We start from the raw sequence: 17,111 nt of genomic DNA, 5'->3' as shown, positions 1-17,111 counted from the left end.
TAGCCTGCCCATAAGCACTAAGCCCCGCTAGACTACACGTGTAGTCTAGCGGGGCTTAGTGCTTATGGGCAGGCTAGCCGCCGAACGGTCTATTCGTTCTCGGTGCCGTAGGTAGCCAGCTTGTAAACGGCTTTCTGCTTCAGCTTGCGCTTGGTGATGCTCGGCTTCTGGAAGAACGTGCGGCGGCGCAGCTCTTTCAGCACGCCGGTGCGCTCGAATTTCTTTTTGAAGCGCTTCAGCGCACGGTCAACGGTTTCGTTGTCTTTGATTTGAACGATAATCATATCGGGGAGTGAGAATGCTTTCGCGACGGGAAGCCGAGTAAATCGGGCCGCAAAGATAAGAACGGATTACGCGGATTCAAACTACCAACACATATTTTGTGGATGATTAGACCTCAACCCGTTAGCCAATAGCTAACGACCCGGCTGCACCAGCCTCAAAATACGCCTGCTTCTGTGCAAACAGGCACTTATTTCAGCAAGGCGCGCGCGATAACCAGCTTCTGAATTTCGCTCGTGCCCTCGCCAATGGTGCAGAGCTTGGCATCGCGGTAATATTTCTCGGCCGGATAATCCTTGGTATAGCCATAGCCGCCAAAGATTTGCACGCCTTCATTGGCCACGCGCACGCTCACTTCGGAGGCATAGAGCTTCGCTATGGCCGATTCAAGGTTTACGTTCTCGCCGCGGTCCTTCATGGCAGCGGCGCGGTAGGTAAGCAGGCTAGCGGCCTCAATCTCGGTAGCCATATCGGCCAGCTTGAAGGCGATGCCCTGAAAATTGCTGATGGGCTGGTTGAACTGCTGACGCTCCTTGCTGTACTGCAAGGCCGCCTCATAGGCACCCTGCGCAATGCCCAGGCTCAGGGCCGCAATGCTGATGCGGCCGCCGTCGAGCACCTTCAGGCTTTGCACAAAGCCCTCGCCTACCTGACCAATAACATTCTCGACCGGCACGCGGCAATCGGTAAAAATCATTTCAGTGGTTTCGGATGCCCGCATACCCAGCTTGTCCTCCTTGCGGCCGCCAGCAAAGCCCGGCGTACCGCGCTCCACAATGAATGCCGTCATGCCGTGCGAGTCGCCGACTTCACCGGTACGGGCAATTACCACGGCCACGTCGCCGCTTTTGCCGTGGGTGATGAAGTTTTTGGCGCCGTTCAGCACGTAGTACTCGCCGCTAGGGTCGAGTACGGCGGTGGTGCGCATGTTGCCCGCGTCGGAGCCAGTGTTGGGCTCGGTGAGCCCCCAGGCGCCCAGCCACTCGCCCGAGGCCAGGCGGGGCAGGTATTTATGCTTCTGCTCTTCGGAGGCGTGCTGCAGAATATGGCCAGTACAAAGCGAGTTGTGCGCCGCCATGCTCAGGCCAATGCTGCCGTCTATTTTCGCCAGTTCAGCAATGGCCGTCACGTACTCCTGGTAGCCGAAGCCTGAACCACCGTACTGCTGCGGCACGAGCACGCCCATCAGGCCAAGTTCGCCGAGTTGGCGAAACAGGTCGCGCGGAAACTCTTGAGTATTATCCCAGCGCATCATATGAGGCTTGATGTGCTGCTGGCCAAAGTCGCGCACCATTTGCGCTATCATGGCTTGATTTTCGGTTGCTACGGTAGCTTCCATGAAAATAAAATGGGTGGGTAGGGGAAGAGAGAAAGAGCGTCGGGGTATCCCGGACTACAAAAATACGATTTTGAAACCCTTAAACCTGCTAACTAAATATCGGCTTGATAACCGGATTTTTGAAAGCCTAACGTAATAGAGTTACTTTTGAGGCATTTTTTACCTTTCGGGGTTGTTAGCCAGCACCTCTGGGCTGGCGCCCCCGGGTTGAACAATTTATCTTTTGGCCCTTCTCTCCTTGCTTTCGTCCAGCCCATTACGACGCTTTTGGCTACTTGCCTTGCCGCTGCTCGGCCTGCTTTCTTCGTGCGCTACTAGCCGATACTACAATCAGCGCACGATGTTCCAGCTCACGAAAGGCCCTGGTGGTGTAGTGGACACGGCCAAGCTGCGGCGGGCTGTCAATCGTACTGCTCGAAACTACACCATTCACCCCAACGACCTACTCAACGTTCAGGTTTACACTAATAAGGGGGAGAAAATTATTGACCCCAACGGAGATTTAAAATTTGGTGCCGGTGGCATCGGTACGGGTAGCAGCGTAGCTGCGCCAGCTAATGGTGGAGGTGGAGCCAATACCCGGGGCGGTGGAGCTACCTCAATTCCAAGTAGCACCCAATACTTGGTGCAAGCCGACGGCACAGTACGCCTGCCGTTAGTAGACCGGGTGTACCTGCAAGGTCTAAGCTTGATACAAACTGATAGCGTACTAATGATACGCTACAGCGAATTTTATAAACAGCCTTTCGTTAAAACCGCTGTCACCAACAACCGGGTTATTATTCTAGGGGCACCAGGAGGACAGGTCGTCAACCTAGCCAATGACAATATGAACCTGCTGGAAGTATTGGCCCTAGCGGGCGGCCCCGATGGTGGAGCCGTAGGTGGCAGCACGGGCATTGCGCGCAACGGTGGTCGCATCAACAATATTCGCATCATCCGGGGCGATTTGAAAAACCCGCAAGTACAATTTATTAATTTAAGCACGTTAGAAGGGATGCGGCGAGGTAATTTGCAGGTGGAGCCGAATGATATCATATACATTCAACCAGTGCGGCGTCCCTTCCTGGATGCCTTGGTTGATGCCGGGCCAGCCCTAAGCTTGAGCGCTACTTTTTTAAGTGCAGTCAATATTATTTTTATCCTATTTAGACAATAAGCTAACCGGTCAGCTCAGTTAACCTAGCATTGATTATGGCAATAAGTGAAAACGCGGAGTTAGAGGAGCTTATCCGGCGAACGACTACGGGAGCAGATTCTCTCCCACCCACAGGTAGCAACGCAAGTGAAGAAGATTCGGATGGTGGCGGCAGCTTCGACATAGGCACCCTAGTGCTAGTAGCCCGCAAGAGCTTACCATGGGCACTACTACTTTTGCTACTGGGCCTAACCGGCTCATGGGTGTACCTACGCTATACCAAACCGGTATATAAAGCCACGTCGGTGCTTAAGATTGATGAGCGTAGCGATGCCAGCACCATCGGGCTAGGGGCCGCCGCCGGAGGAGCCGCCGTTGAAGCTAGCCGCAGTGCTACGCAACTGGCTGGTGAGGTAGAACTGATTAAATCCGGGCTTACCTACAAGAAACTTAAAGAAGCTATTCCTTTAGACATTAACTACTACACGCAAGGAACTGTGCTGGAGACTGAATTATTCGGCACCTCCCCCTTCCGAGTAAAATATACTATTAGCGACCAGGCGTATTACAACCGGAAATTCAATGTCACCTATACCAGTGCTAACACTTACCAACTCACCGTAGTATTAGGTAGTGAGGCACTGGGGGGAACTTATAAAATAGGCCAGTTGGTCAAGTTACCGGGTATTCAATTGCAACTACTGCCTACAGCTTCCCAAACCGTCGGTCTTTCTGATGCAGAATATCATTTCATCTTACTCGACGACAATACTATTAATGGGTATCTGGATAAAAATCTTACGACAGAAATACTAAATGCGAATGCTAATACAATCCAGATTTCCTTTCAGGACTACAACCGCCTGAAAGCTCAACGACTGGTAAACGCGCTCGACAGTGTGTACCGCGATGCTAAAGTAGCTCGCAAACAAGAATCTACGGAGAAAGCATTGGCTTATCTCGACCAGCAACTCCGAGAAACAGGTGACAGTTTGGCTAAAGCGGAGGACAATCTCAAACGCTTTGTACAACTCAACGGTACTTGGGATGCCAAAGGTGAGCTAAGTACTATTACAGAGAGAATTGCTGATATCACCAAGCAACGCGAAGAGCTCGAGCAAAAGCTAGTGCTGCTCAATGATATAGAGAGGCTGGCAAGGCAGGAGCGCCTGACCCCGAATGATGATTTGACGGTGGCGCAGGCTGTTCCAAGCCTAGCGATTATAAACGACCCTACCCTTTCGCGCCAGCTAGAAGAATTAAATAGCTTGCAACAGGATCTAAGGCGAGTGCGGCGCTCATCGCAAGATGTCACAGAAGCTGTTCAGCAGCGGCTAGCCCAGGTTAATTTTGCCCAAGGTGCGCTGCAACGCCAGATACAGCAGGCCCAAACGCAGCTACGTAGTGCTATTGCCTTACTGAATAATCAACAAGGTCAATTGACGGGTGCACTACAAGCTTTACCTGGCAAGGAAACTGAATTGGAGCGCTTGAAGCGGCCGCTGGAGCTTTATAGCGCCACCTACCAAAACCTTCTGGAAAAGAAGGTAGAGTACAATATTCAGAACGCTGGCACTACGGCCGATTTTCAGATTTTGTCACCTGCCTATGCGCCTGATGCGCCAATATCACCAGTCAGAACCCTAGTTTATGCTATTGGGGCTGCGGGGGGATTACTATTGAGCTTAGGCTTAATTGGTGCGCGGTATCTCATGCACAATACTATCACGAGCGTAAGTGAGTTGGAGCGCAACAGCAAAGCTTCTGTACTTGGCATCATTCCGACTTATGAGAAAGAGCGGTTAAGTGTATCGCGTATGGTGGTTGATAAAAATCCTAAGTCATCCGTTTCAGAAGCTATTCGTTCTATTCGAACGAACTTGGATTTTATCAGCCCGTCGAATAAAAAAAGACTTATTTCAGTCACTTCAACGATTTCGGGTGAAGGCAAAACGTTTGTCACTGTCAACTTAGGTGGCATTATTGCCCTGTCGGGACAGCGCGTAATCATCCTCGACCTAGATATGCGGAAGCCGAAAGTTAACTTAGCCTTCGATGCGGAGAATGTGCGTGGTATTAGCACTATTCTCATCGACCGGCATAAGGTAAGCGAATGCATCCAACACACAAGCATCGATTCGTTGGACTTCATCTCGGCCGGGCCTACTCCTCCCAATCCATCAGAGTTGATTCTGCATCCGCGCTTCGACCAAATGCTGGAGGAGTTATACCACACTTATGATGTTATTCTGATTGATACACCACCAGTGGGCCTAGTAACGGACGGCATCCTCATCATGCGAAAAGCCGATGTTCCGATTTACATTGTACGGGCTAATTACTCGCGTAAAACTTTCCTTAAGAATATGAACCGGCTCATGCGCAACAACCAGTTTACGCGCATGTGCACCATTCTAAATGATGCTAAGGCAGAGGGTTCGTATGGCTACGGGTATGGGTACGGGTATGGTTACGGTTACGGTTATGGCAGCTATGGCATGGGGTATTACGAAGAGCCTGCTAAGAAGCCTACTATAGGAGAGCGTATTAAGGGACTCTTTAGTTAATCAGTTTATGGCAGGCTTTTGGCAGCGGTTAATAGACAATAAGGCAGCCGCAAGTCAGCAGCTAACTATGCCTTTGGCTAACTTAGTAGCCGATATGCATTCGCATCTATTACCAGGCCTAGACGATGGAGCGGAAACTATTGCGCATAGCCTCGACCTCTTGCGTGAGCTTCGTAGCCTGGGCTTTACCAAGCTGGTGATGACGCCTCATATCATGGGCGATTTTTATAAAAACACCCCAGACGGTATACGTAGTGCGCTAGCATCCTTACGCACGGCGGCGGCCGAGGCGGGCCTAGCCGATGTAGCCTTGGAATGCGCCGCAGAGTACTACCTGGATGAATGGCTAAGCCATAAGCTGGCCGATGCCAGCACTGAGCTGCTGACCTTCGGAGGAGAACAGCGCTATTTGCTCATTGAAACCTCTTATCTCAATGAGCCGCTGAACCTTAGCGGCACTATTTTTAATTTAAAGGCGGCGGGTTACCAACCGGTGCTGGCTCATCCTGAGCGCTACGTCTATTTTTATCACCGCTTTGCCGAAATTGAGAAGTTGCGCCAAGAGCAAGGAGTTCTTTTGCAGCTTAACCTCAACTCGCTGGCCGGCTACTACTCGCCGGCTGCGCGCCATGTGGCAGAGAAGATGATTGATGCTGGACTAGTCGATTTTGTGGGTACGGATACCCACCACTTGCGTCACACAACTGCCTTGGCTGATAAGACAGTGAAATCCGCTTACTTTCGCAAGCTAATGGCATTACCGCTCCTCAATAAGACGCTCTGAGCACCCAGATTGACGCGGCAAGCGTAGTCAGAAACTACGCGTTTTTTCGAAGCTATGGTTTTTGTAACGGGCGGTACGGGGCTCATCGGCTCTTTTGTTCTGCAGGCCCTCCGGGCCCGGCAGTTGCCCGTGCGGGCTCTTTACCGGGGCGCTACCCCGCCAGCCGGGACACCGGCTGGCATTGAGTGGGTGCAGGGCGACCTCGCCGACAGCCTACTGCTGGAAAATGCGCTCACCCCAGAGGTCACGCACGTGCTGCACTGTGCGGGGCTAGTATCCTACGCGCCCCAAGATGAAGATGCGTTACTACAGGTAAATGCTGAAGGCACTGCTACCATCGTAGATGCTTGCTTGCTGCATCCAGGAATCCGCCTTGGTTATGTATCGTCAGTGGCAGCGCTAGGGCAACCGCCAGCTGACCCGGCAGGTACGGCCAATACGATGCCGCGCCTGCTCGACGAAACGGCTACCTGGGACCTAGGTGCTAGCCATACGGCCTACGCCACGAGCAAGTACTTGGCCGAGTTGGAGGTGTGGCGGGGTATAGCGGAGGGCCTCGACGCTGTTATTGTCAATCCTTCGATAGTGCTGGGGCCCGGCGACTGGCACCGCAGCAGCACCCGCCTGCTGCGCTACGCTTACGACGAACACCGCTTCTATACGCAGGGGCAGCTCAATTTCGTGGACGTGCGCGATGTGACGGCCCACTTAGTGCGCCTGACCTTAGACTTGCCCGAATTGCTGCCCGCCCGCTATATCCTTAATGGGGGCCTTTACCCGCTGGGGTCTTTTTTGACTGAGATGGCCCTAGCTATGGGCCGGCGGCCACCTACGCTAGCCGTGCCCGACTGGGCCGCCGAGATTATCTGGCGGTTGGAGCATGGCCGCGCTTTAATTACGGGTGCCCGGCCGCTCATCACCCGCGATACGGCGCGGGCCGGCCGACAGCCTGTCTGCTACGATGCCCGCAAAGCCGAGCGCGCTACCGGGTTGCCTTTTCGCCCCCTAGCCGAAACCATCGCATGGCTTGCGGAAGCCACTAAAACGAACCTCGCCGCCCCCCCTACGGTTGTATCTTAGCGAATAACGGATAGCATACTGCGTTCTGGACTGGCTAGGCTACCCCGGCCGCCATGCTTGGCTTCTGGCACTAGATTGGCAGCCTTCCAGGCGCGACACCATTCGTCCTACTTCGTGACTTTTATGCGCATGAACGAACCATTTGATGACCCGCGAGCTGCCCAGGACACTGTGCGCCGCTACGAGCGGATGCTGGCTCACGATGAGGCAGTATTCTTTGATTTAGAAGAGTTTGAAGTAATTATTGACCACTACGTTACCAGCGCAGCTTTCGACAAAGCGCAGCAGGCTTGTGAGGCTGCGCTTAGCCAGTACCCCTTCTCTACTGAGCTGCTTATCGACCGTGCCCAAATAGCTGCCATGCGCGGTGACTATGCCGAGGCCGAACGCCAGATTGCCAATGTGGCCAGCCTCGACCCCGATAATGCCGATGTGGCCGTGACGCGGGGCATTATTGCCACGCAGCGCGGCTCCTTTGAAGAAGCAGTGCGCTATTTTCAGGCAGCACTAGAACATAACCCCGACCGCGAGGATATTCACTTCAACCTGGGGCTAGCCTATCAAAGCTGGCAAAAATATAAGAGCGCGGCGCGCCATTATAAGCACAGCCTGCGCCTGCATCCTGATAATGAAACTACGGTGCAGGAGCTTCTCAATTGCCTGGAAGTCACTAGCCGGCTACCCGAGCACGAAGAGTTCTTTCAGCGCTTTACCGACGATGACCCGTACTCGGCAGTAGCTTGGTACAACCTGGGGCAGTATTACTACCGCTTGGAGAAATACGAACAGGCGGTAGCAGCCTTCGATTATGCCATCGTAATTGAGGCCGATTTTTATGATGCACACCATTGGCTTGCCGACACGTACGTGTGCCAGCAGCAGTATCAGCGTGCCATCACTGAGTTTGAGCTCAGCTATCCGCCTAATGAGCCTACCGATGAGGCATTGTGCAACATCGGCGAGTGCTACGAGAAGCTGCGTGATTGGGAGCAAGCCCGGCTCTATTATCGTAAAGCACTCGAAGTCAATCCCAATATGGATGAGGCCTGGTTTGGGCAAGGTGTGCTGCTACAAGAGCAGGAGCGCCCCTTCGAAGCCTTGCATTTCTTCCGCAAAGCGGTGCAGTTGTATGCCGAAAGCGGCGAATACTGGGCTGCGCTCGGTGCCGCCGAAAACCAGGTGGGCAACGTGGTGAGCGCGCTGGAGGCCTATGAAAAGGCCACCGAAGTGGCTCCCGAAGATGCCACCGGCTGGGTTAGCTGGAGTGCCATATTGTATGAGCAAGGCAATTATGAAGAAGCCGTAGAGCTGCTCCAGCACGCTGTGGAGCTGCACCCGCACGAAGCGCATTTTCACTACATGCTCTGTGCCTATCTGTTAGCTGCTGGCCGCTTACGCGAAGCATATCTTGAACTCGAAACTGCCCTTACGCTTAACTACGACCAACACTCATTGCTATTTGACTATTTTCCCGAGCTGGAAAAGCAGCCTGCCTTGCAGCGGCTTATTGAGCAGTTTCGCAAGTAGACCAGGCCTGCCGCAGCCACTGCAGCTTTCTAAGTTAATTTTGTACCTGTCCGCTCAATGAGCGGACAGGTTTTTTTGTTCTCTTTTGGCGGGCTAGCGCCTGCTTTACCACGCATGAATTATTCGCTTTCTCAGCTCCCCGAACGAACCCAAAAGCCTCGTGAGCAAGGCTTTACCATGATGATGGACAAGGGTTTGAGCCTACGTGAGGTCGAAGACTTTCTCGAAGTAGGGGCACCCTACACCGACATTGTAAAACTGGGGTGGGCAACTTCCTTTGTGGTACCCAATCTGAAGCGTAAGATAGAAATCTACCGCGAAGCCGGAATTCCGGTGTACCTGGGTGGCACACTCTTCGAGGCCTTCATTATCCGCAATCAGTTTGAGGACTATCGCCGCTTGCTGGACACTTTTGGCTTGGAGTATGCGGAAGTATCGGATGGCAGCATCGACCTCAACCACGACCGCAAGTGCGAGTTTATCCGCGAGCTCAGCAAGTCGGTGAAGGTACTTAGTGAGGTTGGCTCGAAGGATGCCGAAAAGATTATTCCACCTTACAAATGGATTTCGCAGATGCAAGCCGAACTGGAAGCAGGTGCCGTAAAGGTTATTGGAGAGGCGCGCGAAGGTGGCAACGTGGGACTGTTTCGCAGCACTGGTGAAGTACGCTCGGGGCTAGTTGAGGAGATTTTGACCAAAATTCCGTCAGAGCGCATTATTTGGGAAGCTCCTCAGAAAGCCCAGCAGGTATGGTTCATTAAGCTGCTGGGAGCCAACGTAAACCTGGGTAATATTGCCCCTAATGAAATTGTAAGTCTCGAAACCATTCGCCTGGGCTTGCGGGGCGATACCTTCTCCCACTTCCTGGATATGGACGCTGTAGACCCCATGTTCCGCCCCGAAGCTAAGACCGGCAAGCCAGGCACATCGATGCCGCGCGGCTAGTCTGCAGTAGTACCTCCCTAGCAAAAAGGGCTGACTCTTGCGAGTCAGCCCTTTTTGCTAGGGAGCAGCTAGGGTTAGCGTTTTTGCAAACGGGTCGTTTTTACTTCCCCCGAAGGCATAGTCACTTTCACCATATAGATGCCAGCGCTTAGCTCGCTGCTGCCAGGTACGGCCACTTCAGTAACTCCAGCTACCGTAGTGATATCGCGACTGACGATGGTGCGGCCAGTGAGGTCCATCACTTGCAGGTGGCCTAGGCCCGCTACCGGCGACTGCACTACGAGTGTAGGTTGGTCGGCCGAAGTAGAGGGGTTCGGATAAACGTTGATGGCGACTGCCCCAGCAGAAGCGGTGGCAAAGCTCACGGCCCGCACCGGCGAGTACGACTCCTTACCATCTAGGTCTACCTGGCGCAGACGGTAGTAGCGCACACCCGACTTATTAGCTTCAATATCCGTGTAGCTGTACGTCTGGTAAGCGGTGCTATTGTTCGAGTAGCTGTTAACGAAGGCTAGCTTGCGGAACGTCCTCGCATCGCTCGATACCTGCACTTCAAAGCCAGCATTGTTGGTTTCGTCGGCAGTTGCCCAGGTCACTAGGGTATTATTACCCTGGCGCTTGGCATCGAAAGCTACCAGCTTAACAGGCAGCGGGTTGTTTTGGTCGCCCAGAGTAAAGGTCGCGAACGTCGTTATCCCGTTTTTCGTCAGCACGTTAGCGACAGTATCGATACTGTTCCGGCCAAGGTTGGTGAAGGTATTACCGCTGTTAACCGAGCGAAACAGAACGAGATTAGACTCATCTATCTTAATGTTGCCGCCCGAGCCCAGGTTCTGCGTTTCTCTGTTCAGATAATGAAAAGTCATATCAGCGTTCAACCCCCCGGTGGTAGCGCCAGGGCTACCAGGGCGTACCCCGAATATCCGACGAATACCGCTGGTGTTTGACACTGGATTATAAGCCTCTGCAGTGTTACGCGTTATTTCCACTGTACCAGGGTTACCTCCGGCCAGAGGGGCACCATTTGGGTCATTATAAGAAGTAGGATGCCACAGAAGAGTCATACCTATGTTACCATAAGTATACAATTCTCCTAAAGTAGTACCTCCCCGGTTAGTGCGCACAAAACCTAATAGGTAGTGTGCATCGGTTTCACCAATCAATTGCGCACCGTCGTTATTATTGGTAGGGTCACGGTCAGCAAGTATAACTTGAGAAGCCGCAGTACGGGTGATGTCTGTTACCAACAGGCCACCTTTGAAAGTAATTGACTGCTTGACAGTGATTAAGCCAACCACATACTTCACTCCGGAGCCACTTACTACAACTTGTGCAAAGTCACCGTTGCTAATGTTTTGGTTAGCGCCCGCAAAATTGAGGGTAGTATACTCCCGCTGAATAAAGCTCAGCTGTGGGTTATTAAAATTGCCGTATACATCAAGCTCACCAGCTTGCAAACGCAGAATCGAACGGTCGCTCTGGGTATTGCCTTCCATTGTCAGGTCACGAGCTAGTGCAGGACCGCTGTTGGTATTATCAACGGGATTTGTGCGAACGCCAGTGTAATTTGGATTGTACTGCGCAGTATAAGAAATACCAGCGTTAATATTAGGGTAAAGTCCTGTATTACCGGTGCCTAGGTTTCGAATAGTTGCATTAGTACCAGCAGTGGGCACCCCGTTAGTCCAGTTGGCAGCATTAAACCAGTCGTCATTTATGCCGCCAACCCACACAGTGGAGGGAATAGGCGTACCGGTTACCGTAAAGGTGGCTGAATAATAAGAGCCGTTGTTGTTATCGACCTGAGTAAAGGTAGTTGTGTTATTTGGGTTTGAAGAGTTCGTACCGCTAGCCTGATAGAAGATATCCAGCGAGTAGCTGCCGGTATTAGGCAACCCTTGAATCAGGTTGATATTAGCGGAGTTGGTTGAGAAGGTCTTAGCGCCATTACTGTTCGAAGTCAGGGGCAAATTAATGAAGCTAAAAGAGCCACCAGCCGTACCAACCTGACGCACACGGTAGTAAAGTGTCACGTTGGTAATCGTGTTTGCACCAGACTCCGTGGTGTTGGCCGCACCACCATTCAACAACAGTATGCCCGTGTTTACATCATAAGATGTGCCCAGGTTAGCGCCCTGGTAGGGGTTAGGGGTAGGTGGTGAGACGTTATATACACTATTAGCACCCCCATTTGGAGCGATATACACATAAGTGCCTACCAGAGTCGGAGCAGGAGGAGCCGTGAGAGTGAACTGTGCCCTGTAATAACCGGCAGGGTCCTGCTGGGTTGTTCCGTCAGATTTATTGATAACAAAATAAATCTCAATATTATACGTACCGCCAGTAGTAAGCCCAGCCAGCAAATTCATATTTGAGGTGGCCGAGAAGTTGTGCGTAGGAGGGCTAGTAATGCCGTTATAGGTACCCCCATCAGTCATAGCTACTGAGTTAAAGGGATAAGTAGTATTTGAGACATTCGTAGCGCTGGTAGGATATACCCGATAGTATAGTTGAGCCCCCGTGACCGTAACTGCACCTCTACCAGTACCGTCCTCTGCAACTAGAGAGGTACCAACCAAGGTAAGGCTGCTAGTCCCATTCAGGTCGTATGTACCAATACTGGGAGCCAGCTTAACAACAGTGCCGTCAGTGGCAACTTGCCCAAGCTGTACATAATTGTTATAAGGGGTATCACCTGCAAAATAAGAACCCCGGTAGTTAGCTACCTGAGCACTAGAGGTACCCGAGGGCTGCTGATTCAAGGAGATGGAGTTATCATCTACAGCTTGAGCTAGTGCTGACTGCGAAAAGCCAAAGATGGCCAGCAAAAACAGCAGGGGCGCAAAAGCCTGCCGAAGACGCGATTGCCCGCCGCGCAACCGCTCTCGATTAAGTGTAATAGTACTCATGTTGTCAAAATGTTAGGGGTAGATGACGAAGGAAATTGTCGCGCTAAGACGATTGTCGCCTTATACGGGGGTTTGAAAAAAGGCGCTATTTTTTTGGAAAAAAATTAAAAATGCATTATTCGACGAACACACTTAGCACTGCAAATGAGCTTATTAAGCTATCTGCGCACTCAACAAAAAGCAGGTTTGAAGGGGTGAACGAAGCAGTGCTGCCACACAGGGCGCCTTGCTTTTTGAGCCCCGGGTTGCTTTCAACTCCAGGGCGCACAACTGACAACCCAACGACAGTTAGCCGGCCGGGGTTACAGGAGGCATCTTACGCGGATAGAGCGTGATGGATAAAGCCTGGCTACGACCAGGAAATCCAGTTAGAGGGGGCTAGCTGTGTTGCTAATGCACCACACTATACGGTGGGGTAGCCAGCGCCTTCTTTTTGTCGGATAATTCAACCCGAAGTACATCGTGCACACTGACACGTATTCGATTAGAGAGCTGCGTTATAGGTAAGTCGTTGGAATCCAACCCAAAAGGGTTTTCTATCTCTTCACCTATCATTTCCAACCCCAGCAAGGCATAGGCACCAAACATAGTAATGGGAATCATAAAGTATCCAGAGGTAGACAAAAGTACGAATGGCATAACCCCGATAAAAGTCAAAATGTATGCTTTTATGAAAAAAGTGTACGAAAACGGGATAGGAGTTGCCTTAATGCGCTCACAGGTACCACTTACCGACATCATTGTCAGGAAGTGCGGCTTGAAGGTGAGTAGGTGGGTATCGCGGATAATCTCGACCTGGCGCAGCTGCTCTACACTTTCCTGCAGCACGGAGATAAGGGCAATCGCCACGTTCTCAGCCGTGCGCAGGCGCTCCATAATGTCGGGGGTCGACTCCATTTGCTCGAACTTCATTTCGCCGCGCAATGAGCCTTTGAGGGCGAAAGGGAAGTTGGAGATAAGCGCCGCGAAGTAGCGTCGGCTAGCGGTGGCGTCGCGGGGTAGCACTGCATTGAACTCGCTGGCTAGGCCCCGGCACTGCGATATCAGCTCCCCCCATACCCGACGCCCTTCGTAATAACGGTCATAGGCAGTATTGGTCCGGAATACGAGCAGGAGGCTAAGCAAAATACCCAGAAAGGAAAAGTACTCACGGCTGATATTCAGCATGTGGTGATGGTACTCGAGCCCCCAGATAGCGATAGCGGCTCCGTAGATGCCGACCAGGCTGACGCGCACCAGCAATTGGCGAATAACGGCAGACGTGTGAAAGTGCCGGAGCGCCTGCCACCAGTCACCTCCTTTGTACACAATCATGGCTAGTAGATTTTTTCTGGGTCTTTATAACGGGAGGGCCGTGCTTCGCGTTGGGGCCGTGCTTGGCAATCTTCATACCAGCCTTGCGTTACTTTGCTGCTTCACTAGTCTTTCCTATGGAGCTACTCAAGCATTTTTTCGACCTCATCCTGCACCTCGACAAGACGCTTGTAAACGTGGTGCACGATTACGGCAACCTCACGTATCTCATTCTGTTTCTGATAATTTTCACTGAAACCGGGGTTATCGTTTTTCCTTTTCTGCCGGGCGATTCGCTGCTGTTTGTGGCCGGTACCCTAGCGGCGCAGCCTAGCCCCGAAACGGGCCATCCGCTACTCAACATTCTTTACTTGATTCCGCTACTGATAGCGGCGGCCTTTATCGGCGATAACGTTAACTACGCTATTGGAGATTATCTGGGGCCGCGGGTTTTCCGCGAAGACTTTCGCTTTTTGAAGCGCAAGTACCTGGAACAAACGCAGGCCTACTATGCCAAGCATGGCGGCAAGACTATCATTATGGCGCGCTTCGTACCGATTGTGCGCACGTTTGCGCCCTTCGTGGCGGGGGTAGGCACGATGACGTATCGCCACTTTGCCTCGTTCAGCATTGTGGGCGCCGTGCTGTGGGTCATTTCGCTTACGCTACTGGGCTATTTACTAGGCTCTAATGAGTGGGTCAAAACCCATTACAACCTGGTAATCTACGGCATTGTGCTGTTTTCAATTATCCCGCCGCTTGTGCAGTTTCTGAAGGGTAAGCTGCAGGGCAATCGGGCCTAGCAGTAAAAACCCGGGCATTTTCGCACTCAACTATGCGTGTTTTTGGGCTACTGGGCCGTTCGCTGGCTCATTCGTTTTCGCAGGCTTATTTCACAAAGAAATTTGAGCAGCTCGGCCTTACCGATTGTCGCTACGAGTTATTTGAGCTAGCCGAGGCGAGCGACCTGCCCGCGCTACTGGCTCGCCAGCCCTACCTGGCGGGGCTGAACGTAACGATTCCGTATAAAGAAAAAATCTGGCCCTACCTCACGCGGGTGGCACCATCGGCGGCCGTGGTAGGCGCAGTCAATGTCATTGAGTTTTTGGCCGATGGCGGGCTAGTGGGGCACAATACAGATTACCTCGGCTTTCGCGAGTCGCTGCGAACGTTTTACCCGCTTGATGCGCCTAATCGTCGGGCACTGGTGCTAGGCACCGGCGGAGCCGCCAAGGCTGTGGCCGTGGCGCTGCAAGAACTAGCTATTCCCTATCAGTTTGTTTCGCGCGGGCCGCAAGGTCCCACGCTCACCTATGAGGAATTGACCCCTAGCGTGCTGGCAAGCCACTCGCTTATTGTGAATACTACGCCGCTAGGCACCTATCCGGCCGTGGGCAATTGCCCACCCCTGCCCTACTCGGCCCTCACGCCTCACCACTATTTATTCGACCTGATTTATAACCCGCGTGAAACGCTGTTTCTACAGCGGGGCCTAGCCGCTGGCTGCCACATCCAGAACGGCTACGAGATGCTGGCACTGCAAGCTGAGGCCGCGTGGGCTATCTGGACGGCCGGCAGCTAGGGGACCCTTAAGCAACAAAGAGGCCCGGGTGTACAAAGCTTACGCTTTCGTACGCCCGGGCCTCTTTGGTCTGGCTTGGCAGCTTCAGCAAGCCGGCTATGCGCTATTTGGCAGCTAGCTTGCTGGCTATCTGAGCGGTGTGCCGCCCCTGAAAGCGGGCGCCCTCCAGCTCATTGGCGCTGGGCTGGCGCTCGCCCTGGCCCCCGGCCACGGTGCTGGCACCGTAGGGCGTGCCCCCGGTTACCTCCCCGTGCCCCATCTGGCCCTGCCAGGCATAGGGCAGGCCCACGATTACAAAGCCGTGGTGCAGCAGCTCGGTATGGAAAGCACGCAGCGTTTCTTCCTGGCCGCCATGCTGAGTAGCGGTGCTCACAAAGGCGCCGCCTACTTTACCTACCAGGGCACCAGTGGCCCACAGGCCACCAGTGCTATCCATAAAGGCCTGCATCTGGCCGCAGAGGTTGCCGTAGCGGGTAGGCGTACCAAAGATGATGGCATCGTAGTCGGCCAGCTCGCCGGGGGTGGCCACGGGCACGTGGGCAAAGGCCTGCTGGGCACCGGTAGCCCCGGTTTTATCCAGAATTTCCTGGGGCAGGGTTTCGGGCACGCGCTTCACTACTACTTCGTTGCCAGCCACTTCGCGGGCACCTTCGGCAATGGCTTCGGCAAGCTTCCATACGTGGCCGTAGGTCGAGTAAAATAGGATGAGGGTTTTCATGGGGTTTTAGGAAAAGAAAAAGTAGTACTGCTATAAAGCTGAAACGGCGTTTTTGGTACGGATGCACCAGCGGCCGGGCGCGTCAAAGTGCTATACAAGCAAGCCAGCCAACAAGTTATCAGGACCATACACCTACTTTATCGATTATTTGCGCAACGGATGCAACGGTTTACGGCTCAAATGCTTCTTCCGTACGATGAGTAGCCGCACTAGTTTGCGGCTGCTCATGGGGGTATCTTTCGTTCGCAGTCAGCAGCGTATATGTTACAACTAGTTTATTCCGGTTCGGACCGGCTTGACTCATGAGCGCTGCTGCTTGGCCCGCGCTGGCCATCGGCTTGGCAAAGCCCGCGGATAGCGCGCTCACGGTGAGCCGCTCGACCCCTAGCGCTGCCCTCAGCGAAGAGGAACTGATAGCGGGCTGCCTGCGCGGTAGCCAAACCGCGCAAAAGCAGCTTTATGAGCGCTATTCGGCCCGCATGATGGCCGTGTGCCTACGCTATGCCCAAACCACCTTTGAGGCCGAAGACGTGCTGCAGGAAGGCTTCGTGACGGTGTTTCGGACGCTGGCGGGCTTTCGGCGCGAGTGTCCCCTCGAATTCTGGATTCGGCGCATCATGGTAAATGCGGCGCTGCGCCAGCACCGCCGCAACGCCCCGCTGGTGGCCGTGAGCGATGGCGACTACCCTGAGACGCTGGCTAGCGAAGAATTTACGTTTAGTAACTACGCCTACGGCGAGCTGCTCGCCGTAGTGCAGGAACTGGCCCCGCGCTACCGGCTGGTGTTCAACCTCTACGCCATCGAAGGCTACACGCACAAGGAAATCGGCGAGATGCTAGACATTTCGGAGGGCACCAGCAAATCGCAGTACTCGCGGGCTCGGGTAGTGCTTCAAACCAAGCTAGCCCGCTTACAACCACCTGCTAAATAAGCTATTCCTCTTACT

General features: G+C 53.2%; 14 protein-coding genes. 9 read left to right on the top strand and 5 right to left on the bottom strand.

The window, feature by feature from the left end; translation table 11 throughout:
* Positions 1–89: 89 nt before the first annotated feature.
* Entirely contained in the window at positions 90–284 is a 195-nt protein-coding gene (gene rpsU, locus J4D99_RS12175) for a 30S ribosomal protein S21 (RefSeq protein WP_144846743.1), read from the bottom strand.
* A gap of 188 nt (positions 285–472) precedes the next feature.
* Positions 473–1,621, bottom strand: a complete 1,149-nt coding sequence (locus J4D99_RS12170) for an acyl-CoA dehydrogenase family protein (protein ID WP_208131983.1) — start codon at positions 1,619–1,621, stop codon at positions 473–475.
* A gap of 223 nt (positions 1,622–1,844) precedes the next feature.
* Between J4D99_RS12170 and J4D99_RS12165 the strand changes: the two genes are divergently transcribed.
* The 6 genes from J4D99_RS12165 (at position 1,845) to J4D99_RS12140 (ending at position 9,662) form a co-directional block, all read left to right on the top strand.
* The gene (locus J4D99_RS12165; protein ID WP_208131982.1) at positions 1,845–2,780 is read left to right on the top strand and encodes a polysaccharide biosynthesis/export family protein; all 936 of its coding nucleotides are present in this window, start codon (positions 1,845–1,847) and stop codon (positions 2,778–2,780) included.
* Between the two features lie 35 nt (positions 2,781–2,815).
* A complete protein-coding gene (locus J4D99_RS12160; RefSeq protein WP_208131981.1) occupies positions 2,816–5,326 on the top strand; it encodes a polysaccharide biosynthesis tyrosine autokinase in 2,511 nt (836 codons plus the stop codon).
* Between the two features lie 7 nt (positions 5,327–5,333).
* A complete protein-coding gene (locus J4D99_RS12155) occupies positions 5,334–6,110 on the top strand; it encodes a tyrosine-protein phosphatase (protein ID WP_236018635.1) in 777 nt (258 codons plus the stop codon).
* Between the two features lie 54 nt (positions 6,111–6,164).
* On the top strand, positions 6,165–7,190 hold the full coding sequence (locus tag J4D99_RS12150; protein ID WP_208131980.1) for an NAD-dependent epimerase/dehydratase family protein: 1,026 nt from the start codon (positions 6,165–6,167) through the stop codon (positions 7,188–7,190).
* Positions 7,191–7,319: 129 nt separating this feature from the next.
* Complete coding sequence (locus J4D99_RS12145) at positions 7,320–8,717, top strand: tetratricopeptide repeat protein (protein WP_208131979.1); 1,398 nt, start codon at positions 7,320–7,322, stop codon at positions 8,715–8,717.
* 114 nt (positions 8,718–8,831) lie between these two features.
* Entirely contained in the window at positions 8,832–9,662 is an 831-nt protein-coding gene (locus J4D99_RS12140) for a phosphosulfolactate synthase (protein WP_208131978.1), read from the top strand.
* Between the two features lie 74 nt (positions 9,663–9,736).
* On the opposite strand, the gene J4D99_RS12135 is transcribed toward J4D99_RS12140, so the two are convergent.
* Together J4D99_RS12135 and J4D99_RS12130 are read right to left on the bottom strand one after the other, a co-directional pair.
* Positions 9,737–12,571 carry a T9SS type A sorting domain-containing protein gene (locus tag J4D99_RS12135; protein ID WP_208131977.1) on the bottom strand — a complete coding sequence of 945 codons (2,835 nt, stop codon included), beginning with the start codon at positions 12,569–12,571 and terminating at the stop codon, positions 9,737–9,739.
* Between the two features lie 390 nt (positions 12,572–12,961).
* A complete protein-coding gene (locus J4D99_RS12130) occupies positions 12,962–13,885 on the bottom strand; it encodes a bestrophin family protein (protein WP_208131976.1) in 924 nt (307 codons plus the stop codon).
* A 116-nt stretch (positions 13,886–14,001) separates the two neighbouring features.
* On the opposite strand from J4D99_RS12130, the gene J4D99_RS12125 reads away from it, so the two are divergent.
* Positions 14,002–14,667 (top strand): DedA family protein, encoded by a 666-nt coding sequence (locus J4D99_RS12125; RefSeq protein ID WP_208131975.1) that lies wholly within the window; start codon positions 14,002–14,004, stop codon positions 14,665–14,667.
* 32 nt (positions 14,668–14,699) lie between these two features.
* Positions 14,700–15,446 carry a shikimate dehydrogenase family protein gene (locus J4D99_RS12120; protein ID WP_208131974.1) on the top strand — a complete coding sequence of 249 codons (747 nt, stop codon included), beginning with the start codon at positions 14,700–14,702 and terminating at the stop codon, positions 15,444–15,446.
* Positions 15,447–15,549: 103 nt separating this feature from the next.
* Here the strand turns inward: J4D99_RS12120 and wrbA are convergent, their stop codons facing one another.
* Positions 15,550–16,164, bottom strand: coding sequence for an NAD(P)H:quinone oxidoreductase (gene wrbA, locus J4D99_RS12115; RefSeq protein WP_208131973.1), 615 nt, complete (start codon positions 16,162–16,164; stop codon positions 15,550–15,552).
* A 302-nt stretch (positions 16,165–16,466) separates the two neighbouring features.
* Here wrbA and J4D99_RS12110 point away from each other — a divergent pair, with 302 nt between their 5' ends.
* Complete coding sequence (locus J4D99_RS12110; protein WP_208131972.1) at positions 16,467–17,096, top strand: RNA polymerase sigma factor; 630 nt, start codon at positions 16,467–16,469, stop codon at positions 17,094–17,096.
* Positions 17,097–17,111 lie beyond the last annotated feature (15 nt).

It is taken from the genome of Hymenobacter sp. BT559 (assembly GCF_017571525.1).
GTDB classification, from domain to species: domain Bacteria; phylum Bacteroidota; class Bacteroidia; order Cytophagales; family Hymenobacteraceae; genus Hymenobacter; species Hymenobacter ginsengisoli.
Note: the sequence above shows the minus strand (reverse complement) of the source record. Positions and strands in the feature narration are given on the sequence as shown.